Origin of the sequence: Collinsella aerofaciens (assembly GCF_040910265.1) — a bacterium.
Classification (GTDB): Bacteria; Actinomycetota; Coriobacteriia; order Coriobacteriales; family Coriobacteriaceae; genus Collinsella; species Collinsella aerofaciens_BK.
On record NZ_JBDGAW010000016.1, the window covers coordinates 23,553 to 44,848 of the forward strand.

The following is a 21,296-nucleotide window of genomic DNA, read 5'->3' on the forward strand; positions in this document are numbered from 1 at the left end:
GTTGTGCCCCATGGAATGCCCTTATTGCGGTGCATTATTGCCCGATGACGCTAGTTTTTGCTCCGAGTATGGATCGCCCCTTGCCGATGCCGCGCCGGCGGCCCCCGAAGACCTCTACGCCACGCCCCAGACCGTGTCGCAGAGCCCGGCCTTTTCGTGGCGAGATGGCGAGGCAGCCACTGCCGCAACGGTAGAGATACCTAAGACGGGCGACGCTCCGTTGGCAGATTCGCACCCGGCAGCGAATGCCGGCGCGCCCGAGCCCGACCCCGCTGCCACCCGCGTAGTCGATCCCTTGTCAGACTTTGGCACTACGATCGAGGACGCGGAGACCCAGCCGGCTTACCATGCCGATCTTGATTCCACACCGCTCAGCGAGGAAGAGCAGCTCGAGCAAGACCGCGAGAGCCTCAAGACCGCCAAGGCCGAGTACAAACTGGCGCGTAAGCGCCTGGGCAAGTCGTATGCGCCCGCCATTGCTGCTGGCGTTATTGTCGTTGCTGCCTTGTGTGCTGGAACCGGCTGGGCGGGCTATTCCTACGGCTTGGCTCATCCGCAAAATACAGAGCAGATCCAAAAGCTCAAGGAGCAGCTTGAATCTTCCAAGGACGAGCTTAAAAAGACGCAAGACGATCTCGACCAGACCAAGGCGGATCTAAAGGATGCCAAAGCCGAGCTCAAGACTGCAAGCAAGAACGGCGAGGACGCCAGCTCCGATGCCGAGGGCTCTTCCGCGACGGGCAATGCGACCTCGTCGACCACCACGACCTCTGGTAGCACGGCGAAGCTCAACATCGATAAGCCCACGAGCTTTGCCAACACCACGTGGCGTGGGGCACTTAAGGAGACGGGCAACTCTTGGGGCCATACTTGCTACGGCGCGAGCAAAAACGACCTTGTGATTGTGTTTAAGAGCATCAGCGATTCCGGCGAAGTGGTTGCAGACATCTCGGCCACGCTGCATGCCCACGATACCTACAACGCCGAAAAAACCGTCGCCCAGTCCGATGGTGATGTCTATCGCACCTATACGGACGTCACCGGAACGTTTGTCAGGAACAAGGGCTTTGAGTTCTCGCTTCCCGTCGAGGAGGAAGACTGCGACCTTACGGTGGCGGGTGTGCGAAAAAAGAAGAACGGCAAGTACTACCTGAATACCACGGTCGAATCGGGGGACGGTGCCGTTAACATGGGAACGCGCATTACGGATTCCTTTGAGCTTTTGATCTCCTAGTGCTGCCTGCATGCGATGCGTGAAGCGGTGGCGGGCGCGGCTTTATCGAGAGTTGCGGCCGCCGCCGCTTTTTTCATGCGGGGGTCTATGAGCTGGCCTTGGTGCTGCCGCCGGCTAAAGCATGCCGGCGGATGCGAGGGCGAGTATAACCACTATCACCACAAAGGCGACGATCACCATCGTGAGTGCCATCGAGCGTTGACGTTTGACGGCAAGGCGCGCTCGACGTATGGACTCGGCGCTGCGGACTGTCTCGGTGGATGGAGTTGGCCGCGATGCGGGTTGTGCCTGAGCTGCCGCGCGGGTTGGCGCGGCCGCGTTTGCAGGGGCTGTGGCGTCCACCATGGCAGTGACGCCGCCGCGATCCGCCACGGGCCGGCGCTTTCGCGGAGCACCCGTACGGGCGAAAGGCTCGAGCCGTGCCGCGAGCTCGTTTGCCGAAGGGCGCGCGTCTTGTGATACCGCAAGACAAGCCATGATCGCGTTGACCAAGCCCTGCTCGCAGGGAGTTGCGGGCGCAAGGGGTTGCGGCTGCACGGTGCGCTTGAGGCGCGCGTGGTCTCCGGAGCGCCTGAGCTCTGCCTCAAAGGGGGCATGTCCGCAATAAAGCTCGTAGAGGATGCTTCCCAGCGCATAGATATCGACGGCGGGATTGTCGCGCGCACCGGGGTCGGCCTTAAACCGCTCCAGCATTTCGGGTGCCGCGTATGCCGGCGTGGCACCGCGAAAAGCGTTGACGTCGACGGTAAAGGAAAAGTCCGGTTTAACGAGCTTGGCACTGCCCATATCGATCAGGCAGATGTCAAAATAGCCATTCGAGACCTGCTCCTCGAGCGGGATGCGATCGTGACGCAGCATGATGTTGCGCATGGAGAGGTCGCGGTGGACAAAGGGCGTGTCGAGCGATTGCGTGGACAAGATGATCTTGAGCACGCTCAGACCCAGCGCGGCGACGATATCACCGGGGCAGGTTTCAGCGCCATCACTCAGAGCTGGCCGTGCATCAAGAAGCGAGACGCCGTCAACCCACTCCATGAGCAGCGCCGGAGTTCCGTCTGCCGTGTAGCCAAAACCATAGACATCGGGAAAACCCCTTAGATTGGATACGACGGAGAGCGTGCGGTACTCCTCTTCCAAAGTATCTCGGTTGAGCTGTTCTTGCTCGGGCTGGGCATCGGGGCGCGGCATCTTAAGCGCGAGCTCAAAAGCGCGATCGCCGCTCTGGACGCGGCGGACATAAGCGTTGCCGCCAAAGCCGCCCTTTTGCGGCGGAACGAGAAGCGTGCAGAAGCGACGCCGTGCCGCAGCCTGCTCACGCTCGGAGAGCAGCGCTGGCGTATGAAATTTGACGAGTCGAACTTCTTCGTAGGATCCGGTCATGGCGCGCTTTCATCCTTTCTTCCATTAGCAGGATATGCGCTAGCCGCTGCCTTCTGTTGCGCAACATCGGCAAATCTGCCGCTCGCCAATGTTGCGCAACAGAATCGCGCAAAGCGGCGGTAGAAATGAGGCAATAAAAACGCTTGATGACCGGGGTGGCCCCGTTATCCATGGAGAAGGGAACGTGATAATGAGCGGCTCGGTGGGAGATAATTTTGTAGTCGCTGCCGGAATAGCCACTGCACCGCTGGCAATGCCATTGGCCCCTGCTGCAATTGTTGCCGGGGCAGCGGCGCTGCGCATTGAGGCGGAGCGCGCCGAGGCTGAAAGCGCCGTCAAGGACTACAGACATGGGCTTTTGGATATCAAGTCGCAGATACTCCTTGAGTTTCCCGATATGGATGAGTCGACACGCGCCGCGTTGGATAGCGTAATCGACGAATATTCGAGAAAAAACGTGACGGGACCGCTTGTGGGCGAAGAGATCGTCATGGGTCGAGGCACGGTGACGCGGATTCGAACTGAGTCGGCGTTGGCTCAGCTGGCGGCGACGCTTCACACTTTGATTCCGACGTTAACTTTCGATGCTCATACCCATCGCAGGGCAGAGATGGGCCAGAGCCGTATCGATGCCGCGCAGACGTCCGAAAAGCTCAGGGCCCAGGGTCTCCTAAAGGCAATCGACTACGACGTTGCCCGCGACGGTTCCATCGACCTCGAGAAAGCACTCTTGCATATTGCGGACACCACCGCAAGCTCCACGGCGGGTTCCTTTGAGGATGCAGCGCGCGCGTTTGAAGAGTGGGCGGCGCGCATTATCCCGCTCATGCAGGATGAGGTGCTCGATATGACGTTACGAAATCGCCTAAGTGCAAAATTCGAGACCGCCCGTGCTTCGTTTAGCGCGCTTGGTCCGGATTCGAGCGAGGAACAGCGTCTTGCCGCCATGAAGATTCTCAAGGACTTCGAGCATGTGATGAAAAGCGCTCAGCATGAGTCGAATGAGCTTCATGAGCAGTATGAGGAATACCGCCTGCGCGTTGATCTTCTTAATGAACGCTATCATCGTCCGACGGTGCTCAGGCGGCCTCATGAGATTGAGGATTTGTACGCTGCCGTGGATGCCGCAGACGCCGCGCTTGCTTCGGCGGCTAAAGACGAATACATCGAGCGCTGCGTTAACGAGGTTATGGCCGAACACGGGGCTGACGTTGTCCGTTATGCGGTTATGGATGGGTCTGGCAAGCCGTGGCGCCTTATCTTCGACACGAACAAGCGCAAGGCGGTTGCCGTCCTTAAGGGATCGCACGAACAGCAGCTTGTGATGCGAGTTGTCGAGGCCGATCCATCCGAGTTTTCGGAAGATCCGGTTAATCCCACCGTCATCAAAGATATGAAAGCCCAAGATCAAGCGACGGTCGACAAAGTCGTTCAGGACCAAGTTGAGTTCTGCGATTTTTACCAGCAGTTTAAGGAAGACCTTAAAGAACGCGGCGTTGTTGTCGCGTCCGACGCCCCTGGTCATTTTGTTCGACCCGCTGATCCCCAGACCGCCGTCGAGATTCACCCGCACGATTACGTGCCGCCCACGCCTTCCGCAGATGCGGAGCGTCGCCTGCGTAATCGCCGTCAAGCAAGTCAGCTCAAGCAAAGGGAAATGAGGTAAACCATGACATGGGAATGCCCTATCTGTGGTCTTATGAACGATGATGCCCGCGATATGTGCGAGGACTGCGGGACGCCGCGTCCCGCTGGTGCGGTTCCCGCGCCTTCGGTCCCTGCGCCCGCGGTCTCGGCACCCGAGGCGCCGGCCGCCTCAGCGTCCGGCTTTGCCGCCGCGGTCGCTGAGCGTCCGGCTCCCGCCGTCTATCCTGCGACATCATCGATGGGCGGTGCTTCGCGGCCTCAGCGTCCCGCGCCCCAGCAGGCACATCAGGCTGTTCCTGCTCCCACGCCGCAGCCTACCCCCATGCCCGTTCCGCAACCTGCTCCGGTTCCTGTGCCGCAGCCGACGCCTGCGCCGATGCCACGGCCGACGCCTGCGCCAATGCCGCAGCCCGCGCCGCAACCCATGGCGAATGCTGCAGCTACTCCCGCGGCTCCCGCGCTTACGCTTGCCGATCCAGTAATGGGTGAGCAGCTTCGTCTCACGGACGCTGCCGTGCTTGGACGCAACGCGTTTCCTTCTATGGCTTCGAACTTTGCCATGTCCCGGCAGCATGCCAGCGTTCGTTTTGAGCGGGGCACATGGATGGTTGCCGATGAGGGGTCCAATAACGGAACGGCTCTTATGCGTGGCGGCCAGATTCTCAACTTGGTTCCCGGCGTGGCCCAGCCGATTCATACCGGCGATACGCTACTCATTCCGGCTGCGTCTGGCGAATTTGCTCAATTGCGTCTGACGGTTGCTGTGGAGGAACCGCCTGCGGCGCAACCCGTGCAGACCCAGGCTTGGTCTGCGCCTCAGCCCACGTCTGCTGCGGCACCGGTTGTTCATGCTGCTGGTGAGTCTGCTGGTGTCGAGGGCTGGTTTGTCGAGTGCCCCGAGTGCGGTCGTTTGCATCTCGTTGCTGATGAGCGTGCAAAGGTTGGGGATGGCTGTGAGGAATGCGGTTGCTCGCTTGCACGTACCTCGGCCGTGTACCGTACACTCGATCCGGGCGAGGATTACGCCGATGTTCGTTAGCCATGTGCTTGCCCCCGTCGTCTCGCTGGGTCCGGGAGAACGTATTGTTGTCTGGACCGCTGGTTGTTCAAAGCGTTGCGCCGGATGTATTTCGCCCCAATGGCGCAACCAGCTGCCCGAGCAGGATGTCGATGTTGATGAGCTTGCGCAGATGTTGCTCGATACCGCACGCGAGCACGGCGTACATCGGCTGACGGTTTCGGGTGGAGATCCGCTCGAGCAGGCATCAGAGCTCGTGAAGCTGCTGGCAACAATCCGCGGTGCTTACGACGACATTCTCGTTTACACCGGCTTCACGTTTGAGGAGCTGCCACAAGTGATCGGTGCGGATACGTGGAAGACGCTTAAGTCTCTTATCGATGTGCTGATTGACGGTCCGTACGTAGACGAGCTCAACGTGCCCGATTGTGCGCTGCGCGGCTCGACTAACCAGCGCGTAATTTACCTGAGCGACCGCCCACACGATGATTACGACCAGTATCTTCAGCAGCCTCGTCAGCTTCAAAACTATGTCCAGGACGGCACGGTTATCACCGTTGGTATTGCCGACCGTTACCACCATGAATTTTCTGCCAAGGAGGGTTAACACATGGCAACTGATTTCGAGCGCCAATCCTGGCAGCGCGAGATGCTCAACTTTAAAGGGGTGAAGAGCCTCTTTATCCTTGAAGGCAACGTGAACGACAAGTATCCCGATGTGGTCGACGGCGGCCTTCAGTTCTCGGAGCTCGCCGAGGTCGTGCGCGGCCTTTTTGAAGACGCCAATGGCTCAGTTGAGTACAACGTGGCATATTTCGATCCCATCCAGCTGTTTTCGAGCAGCATGGGCAACGTCGATTGCAAGCGCCTGGTGTCGCTGGCTCATGACGAGGCTTCCAAGAGCGACGACCGCATGATGGAGGCGAACGCCTGCATCGCCGATGGCCGCCAAGCATATGCCACCGAGCAGTCGAGCCTGCCATCATATGGCGAGGTTATCCGCTCAATGTTGCGCCTTAAATACAACGACAATCCCGATGGCGGCACCGAGGCTAAGCCGCTTTGCGTGATCGTCAACATGGCGTCGCGCCTGCTTGCCTCCTCGACCGGCCTTATGCCCGACGAGACGCAGTTCTTCCTTAACCTGTACCTTGGTGCCAGCAAGGCTCGTCTCATTAACCGTACGGCCGTCAATACGCTCATTCTGGTAACGGATAACGTGCGCAACCTGCCCTTGTGGTTTATCGAGGAGAACCCCTTCTTGCGCACCATCACGCTGCCGCATCCCGACCGCGATATGCGCGAAGCCTATATTCAGAGCAAGTTTGGCTTTGGTGAGGCGCTGTCCGATTCCGATGACCGTGCGGTGCGTCGCTTTATCGATACCACCGACGGCATGAGCGTTAAGGAGCTCGAGGGCCTGCAGCGCATGTATCAGCGCGATATGCAAAACCCCGATGCTTCCATCGAGGCCATCCTTCCCAAGCTCGTCGACGTGTATAAGTACGGTTTTCGCGAGAACAAATGGCAGCAGATGTTCGAGAAGCTCGAAGAGGATCCCGAGGCAAAGATCAAGCACCGCGTGAAGGGTCAGGACGAGGCCGTTGAGAAGGCCGTCACCGTGCTCAAGCGCTCCGTTATGGGCCTTTCGGGTGCCACCCATTCGTCTGGTTCCAAGCCCAAAGGCGTCCTGTTTTTGAGCGGTCCCACCGGTACCGGTAAGACCGAGATCGTTAAGGCCATTACGGAGCTCCTCTTTGGCGATGAGCGCAGCATGCTGCGTTTTGATATGTCCGAGTACGGTGCCGAGAACTCCGATCAAAAGCTCTTTGGCGCTCCTCCGGGATACGTGGGCTATGCCGAGGGCGGCCAGCTTACCAATGCGGTCAAGGCCAATCCGTTCTCGGTGGTTCTTTTCGACGAGATCGAGAAGGCCGCGCCGAGCATTATGGACAAGTTCCTGCAGATTCTCGAAGATGGACGCCTGACCGATGGCCAGGGCAATACCGTGTACTTCTCTGAGACGGTCATCTTCTTTACGAGCAACATCGGCTTTTCCAAGATCGAGATCGATGCCCAGGGCAACGAAGTTCGTAATACCATCGCGCCCAACACGCCCTATGACGAGATTTGCGAGCGCGTGCGCACCGAGATGGATCGCGAGTTTAAGCCCGAGTTCTTGGGTCGTATCGGCGACAACGTGGTGATCTTCAACTTTATCGACGATGCCGTGGCGCTTCAGATCCTCAATTCCAAGATCGATGCCGTTAACCGCAACGTGCATAAGGCACAGCCCGATATTACGGTTGAGGCGACCGATGCCGCCCGCGAGCTGCTGCACTCCATTGCCATGACGGACGCCGTCAAGGCCAAGGGCGGCCGCGGCATTGGTAACCTGGTAGAGAGCGGTTACCTTAACGGGCTTTCCGATTTTCTGTTTGAGCACCGCGCCGAGTGGCGCGGTCGCCCCGGTATGGTGGCACGCGCCGTGCCGCAGGGCGAGGGCGATGATGCGCATATCGCATTTGAGCTCGTGCCCGGATCGATGGGAGGCGATTGGCGATGACGAAGTTTATCGCTGCAGCAAAAACCCAAGCGGGAACCAATCACCCCGTCAACGAGGACCGTTTGCTTCTTGACGGTAACGTCCTTTGCTATGGCCTGGTAGGCGATTGCGAGCGCGAGATGGGCTGCATGGCAGTCTTTGACGGCGTGAGCGAAGGCGGGCACGGAGCGGCCGCCTCGACGCTTGCTGCTCAGGCGTTTGCGCAGGCCGTGCGCGTCTTTGATACCGATGCCGTCAACGCGTTACAGGAGCGCCTACGCATGGCGGGCGAGCGAGCCGAGAATGATGTTGAGACGTATGCGGCTCGCTATGGACTGTCTGTTGCCGCATCCACGGTTGCTGGCCTCGTGGTTGCTCCTGACGGGCACGGTGCTGTTTTTAATGCCGGCGATTCTCGCGTGTACCGACTGCGTGGCGGCGTGCTTGCCGTGCTTAGCTGTGACCACACGCCTGAGCGGCGCGTGGGCGGCGTTGGCGCTGAATACAGAGACGACGCCGTTTCGCATTGTATTGAGCTCGCGATTGGACTCAATCAGGGCGGTCGCAATCTTGAGGTCAAGACGACCGTGATGCTTCCGGGCGATCGCTATCTGATCTGTTCCGATGGTATCGATGGACAGATTGCGCAGGAGCGTTTGCAGCAGATGCTTGCGAGCGATTCGACATGTGCGCAGTTGTGCGAAGAGCTATATGCCGAGGCTCGGGTGAACGGCTCGACGGACGATGCAACGCTGATTGTAATTGAAGTGGGGGAGTAGCCATGTCTGATGAGACGATTACGGTACACCGAGATGGCGGCAATGACAATGATGAGACCGTAACGGTGCGCAGCGGGAATGCGCCCGTAGGGGGAGAGACGGTTACCGTGAACCGTGGCGACCAGGCTTCTGCGCCTGGAGAGACCGTGACGGTGCGTCGAGCCGACGCTCCGGCATCTGGTGAAACGGTCACCGTCCGCCGCGACGGTACGCCATCGACAAACGAAACCGTAACGGTGCATCGTCCGATGACTGAATCGAATGGTGAAACAGTAACGGTTGCGAGGCCGTCTGTTGGTGCTTCCGACGACGGCAAGACCGTTACTGTTTCACGCCCTGGTACTTCTGCGGCAGGCGAAACTGTCACGGTGCCGCGCGCTGCGAGCCCCGACGGCCAGACGGTAACTGTCTCGCGCGGCGCCACGGCCAGTCCCAACGGTGAAACGGTGACCGTTTCTCGTGGGGGCGCACATGCTGCCGCTGCATCTGCCTCGCCTTTTGTTGCGGAGGATGCGACGGTTGTCTCGAATGACGGGCAGCAGTTTATTATTCATTTGGGACAGGTCATTGGCCATGGCGGTCAATCTAGCATTGTTGCCGCCGAGCGGGTGAGCGATGGTTTGGCATGCGTTGCCAAGGTCTTTAAGCCTCTTGTGGGCGCCGAGCGTTCGGCATATCAAAAGGTGGTAAGCGCCGTAATGGGGCTCAATGGCCGCCCCGTGTCTCAGACGCATCTGCTGCCCATCTTTGCCTATCTGCACCAGGGCCTGAGCGCGACCGAAGTGGGGGCTGCGGCTCCTCAGCTGTGGGATGTTTCCATTACGCCGCTGGCCACATGCCTTTTTGATCGTCCCCGTAGCAAGAATATGGTTAAGAGCCGCGTGATTCCCGAGCTCAGCCAGGCAATCGAGTTGCTTCATACCGAGCTTGGCATTGTCCATCGTGACATTAAGCCGCAGAATGTCTACCTGTACGACAAGCAGATCGTGCTCGGAGATTATGGCTCCGCCCGCTCGCTTGCCGGATTTGACAGCCGACTGACGAACACCATGACGCGCTCCGACGGCTACACGCCCGGTCGTGGTGGCATGGTCGACCCTCGAAACGACTGGTATTCGTTTGGCTACACGATCTGGACGCTCTACGAAAACAATGTCCATCCGCTGCAGGAGTTCATAAACGACAATACGCTTTCCGATCGCCAAGAGACGGGCGAGCCTGCAGACTTCAACCATCCGGAAGATGCGACCTTGGGGAACCTGCTCAAGGGTTTGACGTTTGAGCTATCGGGCGAGCGCTTTGGCTACGAAGAGGTCAAAGACTGGATGGCCGACCCAGAACATTTCTATCGCAAACTTCCCACCATGGATGCCGGTAGCGCACGCAAACCTTACGAGTTTGCCGGCAAGCTGTATAGCGATCCGGTGTTGCTCGCTCGCACGCTGTCCTCCAATTGGGACGAGGCCAAGCTTCGCATGAGCCAGCAGCAGCTCGAAAACCTGATGGGCGACTGGGGTGAAAATGACCTGCAGACCAGGATTCACCAGTTGGTCGAAGAGGATATCCAGACAGCGTCCAATCCCGACCTGGCCCTTGCTTGCGTCATCTATGAGATGTCCAACGGCAAGATTATGTCGTGGCGCGGCGAGGATGTCTCGCTCACCGATGCGAGCGATGCCCTCCCGGCACGCATCGCCAAGATGGATGTCACCGAAATTGATCGCTACGCCGTTCTGTCCGGTCTCGACGGGTCAAAATCGTCAGGTGTGCTGCCTTCGGGATTTTTATCTCGCATTCTTTCTCAAGAAAACGATCTCAACGATGAACGCGCAAAGCTTGCTGTCGATATTCATGAACTCGAAAAGTTGGCGCTGCACTCAAGTGATCCTCATTTCGCTGCTTGTTTATTCAAGGGGTTGCTGACGCGCAACGAGGAGAAAAGTTCTGCTGCTCAGACGGTGCTTATGTCGGTTGTTAATCGTCCGGCGGCGTTTTTTGGCGTTTGCTCGTCGGCTCACAAGCTGGATGAATTCTTGCTCAATTTTGCGGGCGTTTCTGAGATGGCGGCAATTATCTCGGCTCGAGATGCGGCAACTTCGCACGGAGCCGTCGATATAGATGTCGTGATCGATTATATGGATAAGGTCGCGGTCAATAAGAAAGCGGTTCGCGCGTTTTATCGTAAGTTTGGTAGCTATGCTGCTTGGCTGTGGCTTGCCGCCCACACCGACCTCTACGACTCGGCCCAAGGCTCTGTGGGCGAGGCGGTTAAAATTGCCCTGCTTGGATTGAATCCGCCGGCAAACACTGCCGTTTCCATGCTCATCCAGGCGGGTTCCAACGCGCGTCTTGAGGGAATCAAGCTTCGGGAAGATATGGAGCTCACGCCTGTTCCGTATGTGAACGGCTGGGAAGTCGACGGAAAGCACGGAACGCGCCCCTGCACGCGCAATGCGCTGTTTTGCGCTCAGGTCGGCGGCGATGCCGTGCCACGCGGCTATGTTGCCGAGCTTATATCTCAGGGCGTTGACGAGCGGTTGCTCGCTACTCGCGGCATAAGGCTTCTTGCAGATGAAAGTTTGATCTCCTCTGCCGAATATGCTGAGTTCCTCGAGGATAGCCGCGGTGTTGCAGACGGCTCCTTAAAGGCCGCTATCGAGCAGGATACACGTGATTACGGTGTCGTTGAGGGCATTGCCGATAGCGATGCTCGCGCTGCTGCCATAAAGAAGGAGCAGCGGGGTGTTTTGATGTATACCGTTCTTGTGGCGCTTCTTTACTGCATCCTTATCATGTGCTCCCGTGGTGCCTTTGGTCAGCTGATTGTTTCGTGGGGTTCGTTTGGTCCGCTTGCGGGCATTTTCCTGGCGGTTGCGTTTATTGGCTGCTTTGGTTTTCTCGCCCTCAATCTTCTGCGCTCTTATTCGGCCACCGATCGTGTTAGCGCGCTTAGGAACGATATTGATGCCAATTCGGATGCGCTTGAACGATATTTGCTCCAGCTCGTTGAGTTTGCCGATCGTAAGGGGCAAGTTTTTGAGGAGCTTGCGATGTCGGCAGACGACAAGCCTCTTGCTCAGGTCGGTTCGCTTGCATTTTCAAGTGGTCGTGCGCCGGCGGCGTTTTACATGGATCCGCAGCTGATGGACAGACTGGGACGCTATGCTGGCCGCTTGGTCGTTTTCGTTCCGCTTGTCACCAGCGCCTTTGGGTTTATGGGAACGATGTTTGTTGATGGCGACACGTTTACCAAGCTTGACGTAGTAATGGCGATTCTCATTGGCGGCATGGCGGTCATGCTTCTCTTTGGAGACGATGCTCACCCCGGTAGTGCAAAGTCGATTCGCACTTGGCTTTTCTCTTGGATCTTGCCGATTGTCATCGAGTTTTTCCTCTGGGGTATCGTGACCATTGCACAGCTGCTTAGTATCTTCGGATTTATTGTGATGCTGATTGGCTTTGGTATCTGCGCATTCTTTTTCTACCTTTTCCTTTCCGCCTAATAGAGCGGGTCACTCTTTTCATGAACCGTTTTGGGTCGCCAAGGAGGGTTTCTGACTCCTTGGTGACCTGTTAATTTTGATAAACGATAGGAGCATGGTATGCCCACGCTACGACTGGGGAATCTTTTCTCGGATTCCAATAATGGTCGCCAACAGCGACCGGTGGTGCCTCGACCGCAGGTTCCCAATACACCGCAACGCAATGACGGTCTCCATGACACCGAGCGACGCGCCATGGCTGCCTTTGATGACATGTTGGGTATTGAGAACGTGGCGTCTCAACGCGGTTCTCAAACAAATACACACTCGCGTTCGAACATGGCTCAACGTGAGATTCGAAACGACGTGGTGATCAATGAAGGTTTGGGTTCGTACGATGGACGTCCGTGTTCCATTAGGATCTACGAGAACCACCTTGAGATTATCGCCAAGCGTGAGGGGTCAACGCTCGATAACCATTCTGTGGTCAAGTCACTCGTTCCAGGCCTGGGTCATAGCAAGGCAGTGGCGGGCAGGCTTTTCGCTCCGGGCAATTCCAATCCGCCGATTATCATCCCCTTTAATTCTCTGAGCGGGTTTCAAGAAGTGAGCGGCTTTATGCCCACGTTCGTCTTTAACCGGCGTAATCCTCAGACCAGAAAGATGGAGACGCACACTATCAAGACGGTGACCAGGGAGTTTGGGTATGCGCTTAACCGCTATGCCCAGACGCACTTCCATTACTAATAGGTAAAGGCAAAACATATGGCAAACGATGAACAGCAAGAGGGCCTGTCGGCGCAAGAGCGTCTCGCCCGTCTTTATAGTGCTCGTGCTGAGGGGCAGCAAGAGGACGCGACGTCGTTCGCGGGTGAGACTGCGGGAGTGTCCATTTCGTCAGAAGTACCGCAGGCTCAAACGGTTTCTACTCAGGAACGTCTCGACCGCCTGCGTGCGCGACGCGCCGGCGTGCCTCTTCCGGGCGATCCGGAGGCAGCTACTCCGGTAAACAACGAGGGTGCGAATCGCCCTCGCTTTAACATCAATCTTTCGCGCATCGTGGACGCGATTCCCACCATTGTTCGGTTTTTCCACTGCGTATTTTTACGGTTTGGGGGCTCTGCTCGGTCTGGTACCGCATGTACTTGAACACTGGCGGAGACGATGTGCTGCATACGGGGCTTCCGGCGCCGGGGTATAGCGCATTCAATCCATTCGCTCTGGGTGCTGTTGTATTCATTGGTCTTCTCGTAGTTTTGACAGAAATCATTGCCGGCCCTTTGAGCATGATCATTAAGCAGCTGATCATCGGCGTCACGTATTTCTTCCGCGGTTCCGCCGCCACCCGCGAGGCCCGCGACCGTGCGCACGCGAACTCCAGCCTGCGCCGGCTCGTCACCGAGACGGTTCGCGGCTACCACAGCGGCTACTCCGTCTTCGGCTCCATGGCCCGCGCCGCCCGCGGCGCCCGCAACAGCGCCTCCACGCTCGATTACGGCGTCGGGGCCTTCACTGGGGAGGATCCCAACGCGCCCGTCTACGATGACGGCCTGGGCGACCGCCCCTCGCAGATGGAGCTCACCGACGACGCGGCGTCGAGGATCTGGGACCTGTACTACCCGGCCTACGGCGCCGAGGGCCCCATGTCCAACCTGCACGAGGCGCTCGCCGCGGGCGACCCGCAGGACTACACGACCCTGATGAGCCTCGCCCTCAACGTGGCGGAGTGGTGCGAGCAAAACGGCACGCCCGACACCCACGGCTGGTTCGACGACCCCGCCTACCCGGGCGACTATGTCGATGCCGGCACGTTCTACCTCATGGCGTACTCGTTCTGGGAGCATGCGGCCGAGGCGCGGCGCGTGGGGCCGATCGAGCCGCTCGCGGACGACATGAGCCGCTTCATCCTGCGCCACCTGAGCGACTGGTCGCGCGAGAACGCCCACGCCTACCGCTGGCGCGGCGACTGGCGCGACGCGGATTACTTCGACAAGGACCGCCTGTAGGCGCCGGAAGGGGAAACACAGATGGCAATTAATCAGAACGGGTCTGGCCGCGGGGGCGCCGGGTCCAACGGATCGGATATCAACGATATCGTGAACCGCTTGGGCGGTCCGCGCGTAGTGATCGTTCTTGCCGTGGTGATAGTCATCGCGATTGTGGCGGTCACGTCCATCACAAGCGGCATCTCCGACACCAATCGGCAGACCGAGCAGCGCGCCGAGGCCAAACAACAGCAAGAAGAGGAGGCGGCGCGCGCTCAGCGTAAAAAAGAAAAAGAGGAGCGCCACCAGGAAGAAGCGAAAAAGGCCACAGTGCTCACGCTCGATGAGATTACGGACGAGGCGCTGCGCTCGGACTTAGCGCTCGATGCAGATGAGGACGGCAATATTTCGCAAGAGACTGCAGATGACGCTAGCTCAATCGACGTTGAGTCGTTTGATTCGCTTCCGCTGTTGGCCAACTTCCACAACATCACGACGTTTGGCATCGGCGACTACGACAGCGAAAGCTACGACATAAGCTCCATTAGCAATATCACTCATCTGTCCATTGGCGACTGTTCGGTGCCTCAAGTTGATCTCACACGTTTTCCTCAGCTACAGCGCGTTACCATAAACAGGCTCGAGAGCCCCGTCGATACCTTGAATGCCAAAAACATGTCCTCGTTGACGAATGTCCAGATCGAAGGCCTTGATGGCAGCATTGGGACGCTTGACCTTTCGGGCGATGTGAACCTCGAGGTTCTGAAGATCGGTAGCAGAGTCGAAACGCTCAATCTGTGCGGGGCAGGCAGGGAAGATGCCTTCCATTTCACTTTTACACCCAATTGTGTTGGCAAGATCTTGTACGACAGCGACACGAGCAGCAGCCTGGTCGAGTATTTGCAAAAAATGAGCAGTGACTACGGCTACACCATGGAGCAGCAGTAGCGATGCGCTCAAGTGAGGAGAAGCGATATGGCGAATTTTAAGCCCGACATGTCTTGGCGGGATAACGAACGGGTTCAGCGTGTGACCGAGCAGCCTTCGGGCGGGGCTAATGAGCAGGCTGCCGAGACGCCGGGTGTGCGGGTGAATATGCGTCCGAACGGGCAGGCAACCGAACAGTCTGCTGGGCAGGCGCAGCAGACGCCGGGGCGTTCGACAAGTCGGATCCCTCGCCCTGCCAGGCAGCCGAATGGACAGGCGGCTGAACGTGCAAATGAAGCCGTTTCTCGCTTGGGCGGCGTTCGCGCCCTGGTAGTGCTTGCGGCGGTTGTGGTCATAGGCGCGGTTGCTGCTTTTGCCGTGATTGGCGGCGTCGGTGATGTGCAAGGCGGCGGGGGAGCCTCGTCGAGCGCCTCTAAAGAGTCGAGCTCAACTGACGCCTCTGGCTCCGAGACCAAGAAAGAAAAAGGTCTCGTCGATGTTGATGCGATCACGGATGATACCCTGCACGGGCTGCTTGCCGACTACGATAACGATGACGATGGCCAGCTGACCGCCAAGGAGACCCAGCGCATCACGGAGCTGGTCGTGAGTGACGAGGTGACGGACTTCACGCCCATTAGCAAGCTGGACAAGCTCGATACGCTCGGCATCAATACCCTAAGCGCCAAGAGTGCGGACTTTAGCGAGCTCGAGGCACTCGAGGTGCTCAAGTTTGGCGACATGACGACCCAGGACCTCGACCTGAGCGTCTGCCCCAAGCTTAACGCCTTTAAGATCGAGGGCCTTAAGGGTGCTGTCAGTTCCATCAACGCCTCGGGTCTTAAGAATCTAATGTTCTTTACCGTTGACCAAGGCCTTCAGGGTGACGTCGAGAAGATTGATCTTTCGAATGATGACATTCTTGGCGCACTCGAGATTACCTGCAACGTCGGTGAGCTCAACCTGTCGGGTTGCAGCCACTCATTCCCCAAGCTCAACATTGCCGCTGATCACATCGACAAGATCGTGGTCGACAGCAACACCAACGCGGACCTGGTGGCTACCCTGCGTGACCTTTGCGCCCAGAAGGGCTGGACGCTGGAGGAGCGGTAGGGTCTCTTGAAGCGGCAGAGTAACTTTTGCTGCAAGGCCATAAACGAACGAAAAGAAGCGGGGCTCGGCCATTTACGAGCCCCGCTTCTTTTCGTTCATTATTGCTGGATGGTTTTTCTTTCCAGTCCATTTTCCTCTTACGACTGTTTTCCCATCCTGTATTCCTCCTCAAGATCGTTGATGGTTTTATTTTCATCGGTCGTCCACATAGTTTTACCGTTGGAGCTTCGGCCTGCTACGAATCCCGCTGCCGCCGAGGGGCTCGAAAACGCAATGTCACCGGTGAGCACGCAATCTTCTATGAGGTCTGCATGCATGCTGCGTTGCTTGATGACGGAGACCGGGCAGCTTGCCGTAAGATCCCTGGCAATTTTTGTGCCTTTTTCGACGATAAAAACGCCATCGGACACATGAGCGGTCCCTTCGGAGCTCTTTGTCGAGAGATGAAACACATGGTCGGAAAGTGCGGCGGCAAGCTCGTCGTCTAATGGCTTGACCGTCTTCGCTTCCGCAATCGTAGAATCCTCTTCCTCAACCATTTGTTTGCTCTTAATGATTGAATCTGCAACGATGAAAATCTTGTTAGCAAGCCAGCGAACGATACAGTCTTTCACGAAATCGTAATCAGACCCCTGCGCATTGTCCTTAAGAAGCTCAATGAACTTAGGGAGGACCGCCTCTAGGCCATTGAACTCTTTGATTGAATCCCAAGTGCTACGGGCGTTATTTGCTGAGTTCTTATCTTTTGAGGGATTGTCGGAGACGCTTTTGTCGCCGCTTTCCTTATCGCGGATTTCGCGGGTCTGTTCTTTAGCGAGTGACTCGTCATGATCGTTTTTGTCGTCATGGCTGTCCGAGCTAGTTTGACTGGATTTTTCTTTTGCAGCGGGTTCTCCGTCGGGGCTTTCGCCATATTTCTTTTTTATATTCGCTTCAATTTTATCTTGGCTTGTCCAAAAAACGGGAATGCAGCGGCGAGGCCTATCATCCTTGTCAGTTTTTTCCTCATTTTCTCCTTCAGCGTTTTCAAGGAAATGATTGTATTCGTGACAGCAGTTCTTGCTTTCGATATAGCCAGGCGTTATGAAAGCAAGCAGGATGTCCGAGTCTTCGAGAGCTTCATTCATCTTCTGTTCCCAGCGCTGCCCGTAATCGATGGAGACGATATCGGTGAACTTGTCAATTCGATAGTCGGTCAAAGCAAGCATATCTTTGCTTGTGTTGAGCATATCTAGGGTTCTGTCAACGATATCGAGCATGTGGTTGAATATGTTGTCCGCACGTCGGTAGCTTACGAATATCTGTAGAAGGGTGTGGCCCTCGCTATCTTGCTTTATATTTGCGGTGGATGGCTTTCCCATATTGCAATCCTCTCGATTGAAATCGTTATTTATCCATGTCCTTCTTGGGCTTGACAACATTTCCCTTGGCGATGCGGGCCGAGAGGGCGACGATGATTCGGTCGTAGGCGTAGACGTCTTTTCCTAGCAGGAACCCGCGGGCACCAAGTACGTCGTTGTCAGGTGTCATGTAGGCGTGACGCATGAGGATGTCGGACTTGCGAACGCCTTCGGCCCCACTCTTGTTGACCTTGCCGCTCAGGAACGCATCGACGGCTGCTGCACGCATACGCTGTTCGCGTTCCTGTTCGATGGTGCCGTGTCCCAGTTCGGTCATACCCGTTGCCTGGCAATAGGCAAGCCAACGATCGTGCTCTATATCACCCAATAGGCAGATAGTTTTAATTCTTCTGCGATAATTGGCTTCATTGTTGGCAAATGCCTCCGATGTTTTGCCAGCCAATTTATCTTCAATTAGGTATTGTCTTACCAGATGACCATTGTTTAGGCCTTCGTTTCTTTCGCCTTCTAGTTTCGCCAGATAGTCAGTTTCGAGCGTATCGATGGTTTCCGATAGTCCAACCGACCAAAAGCGACTGGGAAGATACGCAGCCGCCGCACGACTGCTGCATTTGTCCCACTCGCTATTGTTGTAGCCGCTGCGTGCCTTATCGTCAGTCATGGAGGCATCATAGCTGACGGTGGCATTGTCATAGTTGCACATACAGTACACTGCATTGAGCTGCACGGCCAGGCGCTCGCGCTCGTCATTGATGATGTTGCTGTAGGTGTAGAACGCCTTGCGGGCACCAAACGGATGCATGATTTTGGCGGCGTCTTTGCCAGTCGTCTGAGTCTTATCGAGGCTTTTAAGGGCGCCTAGGATTTCTTCGCTCTCGATATGGGGACAGATGACGGGTTGCTGTTTGGTGTAGTCCGGTGAGCCCTGGTCGATAAAGCGGTTGAAGATCTGGCGTTGGAGCATGAGCGAATAGGAGAGGTTCTGTCCACAATCTCCCATGGTTACGAAAGCGTAAAGACGAGCGTCATCGGTAATTAGCGCGCTGTCGGCCTTGGACGATACGCATTTGTTTTGAGCGTCGTAGTGCAGCGTAGTGACGGTGCCGCCTGCAATAAGGCGATCGGTTGTAACCGAGGGCGCCTCAGCTTCTACAAAGCGAATTGTCGGCATGCCGTTGCAGCTTTCGCCAAACATCTCGGGGTAGCGGGCTGCTTCGCGTTCTAGTATCGTTCGGGCGTTGGGGTCGACAACAACAATGTTCAGACGAACGCCCGGCATGCGGCCCATCCAGAAGGAAGTGCGTGTTGCCTGCATGCCGAAATCGCCTGCGCCGAAAACGAGAACGGTGAGATTCTGAGGCTTGGGATTTGGGTCGACGGAGATATCGATGGGCTCGAGCACGCTGTAGAGTGGAGCCTCTTCGAGTACATCGTATATTTCGTCTTGTACGCGTGAGAGCAAGTGAAGACAAGTCGACTCATTGTCGACTTTGATGGCATCGAAGATCTGGGCATCATCGGGGTTCTTGTGGGTGCAATGGAACGTAATCTTGGGCGCGCAGCCGGCCTGAGGATCCTTGTGCGTCGCTTCGAGCATGTCGATCGTCGCGCTGACATTGTGTTCGGTTTCTTCGCTCGTCGCGACGACATCGACTGCGGGCAGATGCTTAGCTGCATCGCGCAGCGATGTAATCGTTGTGAGCACATTGGCTGCTTCGGAGTCGGTGAACACATAGCGCACATAGCCCTGGCACAGATTGCGCAGTACACGCTGACGCTCGCTGTCCTCGTCGCTGCCTAGACAAAAGATGAGGGCGATGTCGCCGTTGCCATTCGCGTTATTGAGTGTTCCGTCCTTGATGTTGTTAACGATATCACGCGCGAGCAACTCGGTGTTGGCGTCGACGCTCTCAAAGATAATTGCATGGTCGGCATATTTGAGATGACGCTTGATAACGCTGCCCGAGAGACGCGTAGCAATAGCGTTGAAGGCAAACAGGCCAATTTCAACGGGAAGGGCGATGATGTATGCAAGTGTGAGCAGCGAATAGAGCAGATTGAACACCTGGCCGGCAATGCTGCCGCCAAGGGGAATAGCGCTATAGACGGTTGACGTTACATCGGTGAGACCGGTCTGGATGGTCGTTGTCCATCCCACGGCAAAGAAATTGGTGATGACCCAGCTAATAAAGTTGAAGGCTCCCGGCTCCCAGCCCTCGCCAAGATCCGAAGAAAAGCACTGCGCCCAGGTAACGGGGGCGAATAGGCAAAAAGCGCCAAGAGCAAGAATTCCAAAGGCGACGATACGACGGTTGGAATTGATCTCGAAGCCAAAGAGTTTGTGCTGATAGTTGTGCCGTTCCAAGTGTATGGAATAGCAGAGCGCGACGAGAGCGACGAGGAATGCCGCGAACCAACAGATTGGAGAAATCAAAGTAGGTACCTCCTGTGAGTATAGAGATGAACGGATAACGTGATCTGGGCCTGTTGCCGCCTACGTAAGCATGCGGTCTCTCAGCTCGGCCGCCTCGTTAATCTCGACGTTGGTGCGGCCTTGGAGATCTTCGGTGCGCTTGCTGGTGAGCTTGCCGTCCTTTAGCCCGTAGGTGGTGTACTGAACGATTGCGCCGGCGGTTTCGGCTGCCTGACGTAGGGGCTCGTAGGTGTCGGTTTGCTCGCACCATGCATAGAAATCATCAACGGTGGCGTTGGGATTGCCGCTAAAGAGTCGATACCATTCGCGCCCAAAGCTGCCAAGGACCGAGAACGTCTTTTTCTCGACAAGCTTGTCGCCCTTGTATTTGTAGTCCAGCGTGAGGTCCACCAGATAGGCGGCTCCCGTTTCAAAGGCGTTCTCATTGCTCTGATGACCGATGACCTCGGCCTCCGGATAGTACTTACCAATAAACTCGGCGGCATCGCCTTCGTAATCGGCAACGATGCGCACACTCTGCACTTTGCCCCGCTTGTACGTGTAGTGCAGGATGCGCAGCAGTCGCTCCTGCCAAAACGCATAGGAAAACAGGTGGTCGACAAAGTGCGGGTTCTCAAGCCGATTGGCCCGATCCATCCAAACAGTTTGGAACAGTTGGTAGTCGGCCTGCGGCTCGCCCGTGACCTCGCGGAACCACTGTACGGCGACGTCGGCGGGGATATAGAACGATAGTCGCTCCTGCGGAGTACCGCTCTTGGTCGTTTTGGCGCGCAGGGGAATCTCGACCTCGTAGCCAGAACCGTCGTCCGTTCCGCAGTTTAAAACGGGCGGCAGCATAAACTGACAGGGGCCCTCGTCGCATACGCGCATCGGCTGGGGGCTTACAGGTTGCCCTTCAAACTCCATCTCGATGTCTGCGTCGTCTTCTTCGTCCTCGTCATCATCTTCGATGCCAAGGTCGTAGCCGGTGTAGTAGTCATCCAGGTGTCGCTCGTTTACATTTCGCCCGTTTACGACGTCAAAGACGGTAACACCCGTCATGCGGTCGCAATACTTTGCGACTTCAAAGAGGTTGCAGCTCTCCTCGGGCGTAAAGTTATCCATGCGGTGCTGGAATTCGGTAGCACATTCCTCGGGATCATAGCCGTCCATGTCGCTGTCACCGATCCAAAAGTTGGGATCACGATTGCTTTTGAAGTACCACCAGTACCAGACGGGGCAGAATACCGCATTTACGCCAAAAAAGACTTTCTGGATGATGTTGCTGTTGCCGTCGAACTTGTAATCGAGCGGCAAGTTAACAACCGGATCGTTTGATGTGTCGCGCGCCATGGTGTGCTCCCTGCGATGATTTGTGTTGCGCGTGCGGGCCAGATTCGATGCATCTGACC

15 protein-coding genes are annotated in these 21,296 nt (G+C 56.8%); 11 read left to right on the forward strand and 4 right to left on the reverse strand.

Features of this window, described 5'->3' with window-relative positions:
* The first annotated feature begins 10 nt into the window (after positions 1 to 10).
* Positions 11 to 1,234 carry a zinc-ribbon domain-containing protein gene (locus tag AB5Z14_RS07255; RefSeq protein ID WP_368130901.1) on the forward strand — a complete coding sequence of 408 codons (1,224 nt, stop codon included), beginning with the start codon at positions 11 to 13 and terminating at the stop codon, positions 1,232 to 1,234.
* 114 nt (positions 1,235 to 1,348) lie between these two features.
* On the opposite strand, the gene AB5Z14_RS07260 is transcribed toward AB5Z14_RS07255, so the two are convergent.
* Positions 1,349 to 2,614 (reverse strand): protein kinase domain-containing protein, encoded by a 1,266-nt coding sequence (locus AB5Z14_RS07260; RefSeq protein ID WP_368130902.1) that lies wholly within the window; start codon positions 2,612 to 2,614, stop codon positions 1,349 to 1,351.
* A 190-nt stretch (positions 2,615 to 2,804) separates the two neighbouring features.
* On the opposite strand from AB5Z14_RS07260, the gene AB5Z14_RS07265 reads away from it, so the two are divergent.
* From AB5Z14_RS07265 to AB5Z14_RS07310, 10 genes are all read left to right on the forward strand, one after another.
* Entirely contained in the window at positions 2,805 to 4,280 is a 1,476-nt protein-coding gene (locus tag AB5Z14_RS07265) for a hypothetical protein (protein WP_368130903.1), read from the forward strand.
* 3 nt (positions 4,281 to 4,283) lie between these two features.
* Entirely contained in the window at positions 4,284 to 5,300 is a 1,017-nt protein-coding gene (locus AB5Z14_RS07270; RefSeq protein ID WP_368130904.1) for an FHA domain-containing protein, read from the forward strand.
* Positions 5,290 to 5,886 carry a 4Fe-4S single cluster domain-containing protein gene (locus AB5Z14_RS07275; protein ID WP_368130905.1) on the forward strand — a complete coding sequence of 199 codons (597 nt, stop codon included), beginning with the start codon at positions 5,290 to 5,292 and terminating at the stop codon, positions 5,884 to 5,886. The genes AB5Z14_RS07270 and AB5Z14_RS07275 overlap by 11 nt, the downstream gene beginning before the upstream one ends.
* A gap of 3 nt (positions 5,887 to 5,889) precedes the next feature.
* Complete coding sequence (locus AB5Z14_RS07280) at positions 5,890 to 7,845, forward strand: AAA family ATPase (protein ID WP_368130906.1); 1,956 nt, start codon at positions 5,890 to 5,892, stop codon at positions 7,843 to 7,845.
* Complete coding sequence (locus tag AB5Z14_RS07285) at positions 7,842 to 8,603, forward strand: PP2C family protein-serine/threonine phosphatase (protein WP_368130907.1); 762 nt, start codon at positions 7,842 to 7,844, stop codon at positions 8,601 to 8,603. The genes AB5Z14_RS07280 and AB5Z14_RS07285 overlap by 4 nt, the downstream gene beginning before the upstream one ends.
* 2 nt (positions 8,604 to 8,605) lie before the next feature.
* Positions 8,606 to 12,106 carry a protein kinase domain-containing protein gene (locus AB5Z14_RS07290; RefSeq protein ID WP_368130908.1) on the forward strand — a complete coding sequence of 1,167 codons (3,501 nt, stop codon included), beginning with the start codon at positions 8,606 to 8,608 and terminating at the stop codon, positions 12,104 to 12,106.
* A 99-nt stretch (positions 12,107 to 12,205) separates the two neighbouring features.
* On the forward strand, positions 12,206 to 12,832 hold the full coding sequence (locus AB5Z14_RS07295; RefSeq protein ID WP_368130909.1) for a hypothetical protein: 627 nt from the start codon (positions 12,206 to 12,208) through the stop codon (positions 12,830 to 12,832).
* A 392-nt stretch (positions 12,833 to 13,224) separates the two neighbouring features.
* Entirely contained in the window at positions 13,225 to 14,091 is an 867-nt protein-coding gene (locus AB5Z14_RS07300; RefSeq protein ID WP_368130910.1) for a hypothetical protein, read from the forward strand.
* 21 nt (positions 14,092 to 14,112) lie between these two features.
* Positions 14,113 to 15,018, forward strand: a complete 906-nt coding sequence (locus AB5Z14_RS07305) for a hypothetical protein (protein WP_368130911.1) — start codon at positions 14,113 to 14,115, stop codon at positions 15,016 to 15,018.
* A 27-nt stretch (positions 15,019 to 15,045) separates the two neighbouring features.
* On the forward strand, positions 15,046 to 16,110 hold the full coding sequence (locus AB5Z14_RS07310) for a hypothetical protein (protein WP_368130912.1): 1,065 nt from the start codon (positions 15,046 to 15,048) through the stop codon (positions 16,108 to 16,110).
* 137 nt (positions 16,111 to 16,247) lie between these two features.
* Here AB5Z14_RS07310 and AB5Z14_RS07315 read toward each other — a convergent pair whose 3' ends face one another.
* Genes AB5Z14_RS07315 through AB5Z14_RS07325 form a run of 3 tightly spaced genes read right to left on the reverse strand, consistent with a single transcriptional unit; the run spans position 16,248 to position 21,237 of the window.
* Positions 16,248 to 17,471: a DUF4357 domain-containing protein gene (locus tag AB5Z14_RS07315; RefSeq protein ID WP_368130913.1), complete on the reverse strand. Its 1,224-nt coding sequence runs from the start codon at positions 17,469 to 17,471 to the stop codon at positions 16,248 to 16,250.
* 25 nt (positions 17,472 to 17,496) lie between these two features.
* Positions 17,497 to 19,905, reverse strand: a complete 2,409-nt coding sequence (locus AB5Z14_RS07320; RefSeq protein WP_368130914.1) for a hypothetical protein — start codon at positions 19,903 to 19,905, stop codon at positions 17,497 to 17,499.
* A 60-nt stretch (positions 19,906 to 19,965) separates the two neighbouring features.
* Positions 19,966 to 21,237, reverse strand: coding sequence for a hypothetical protein (locus AB5Z14_RS07325; RefSeq protein WP_368130915.1), 1,272 nt, complete (start codon positions 21,235 to 21,237; stop codon positions 19,966 to 19,968).
* Positions 21,238 to 21,296: the final 59 nt, after the last annotated feature.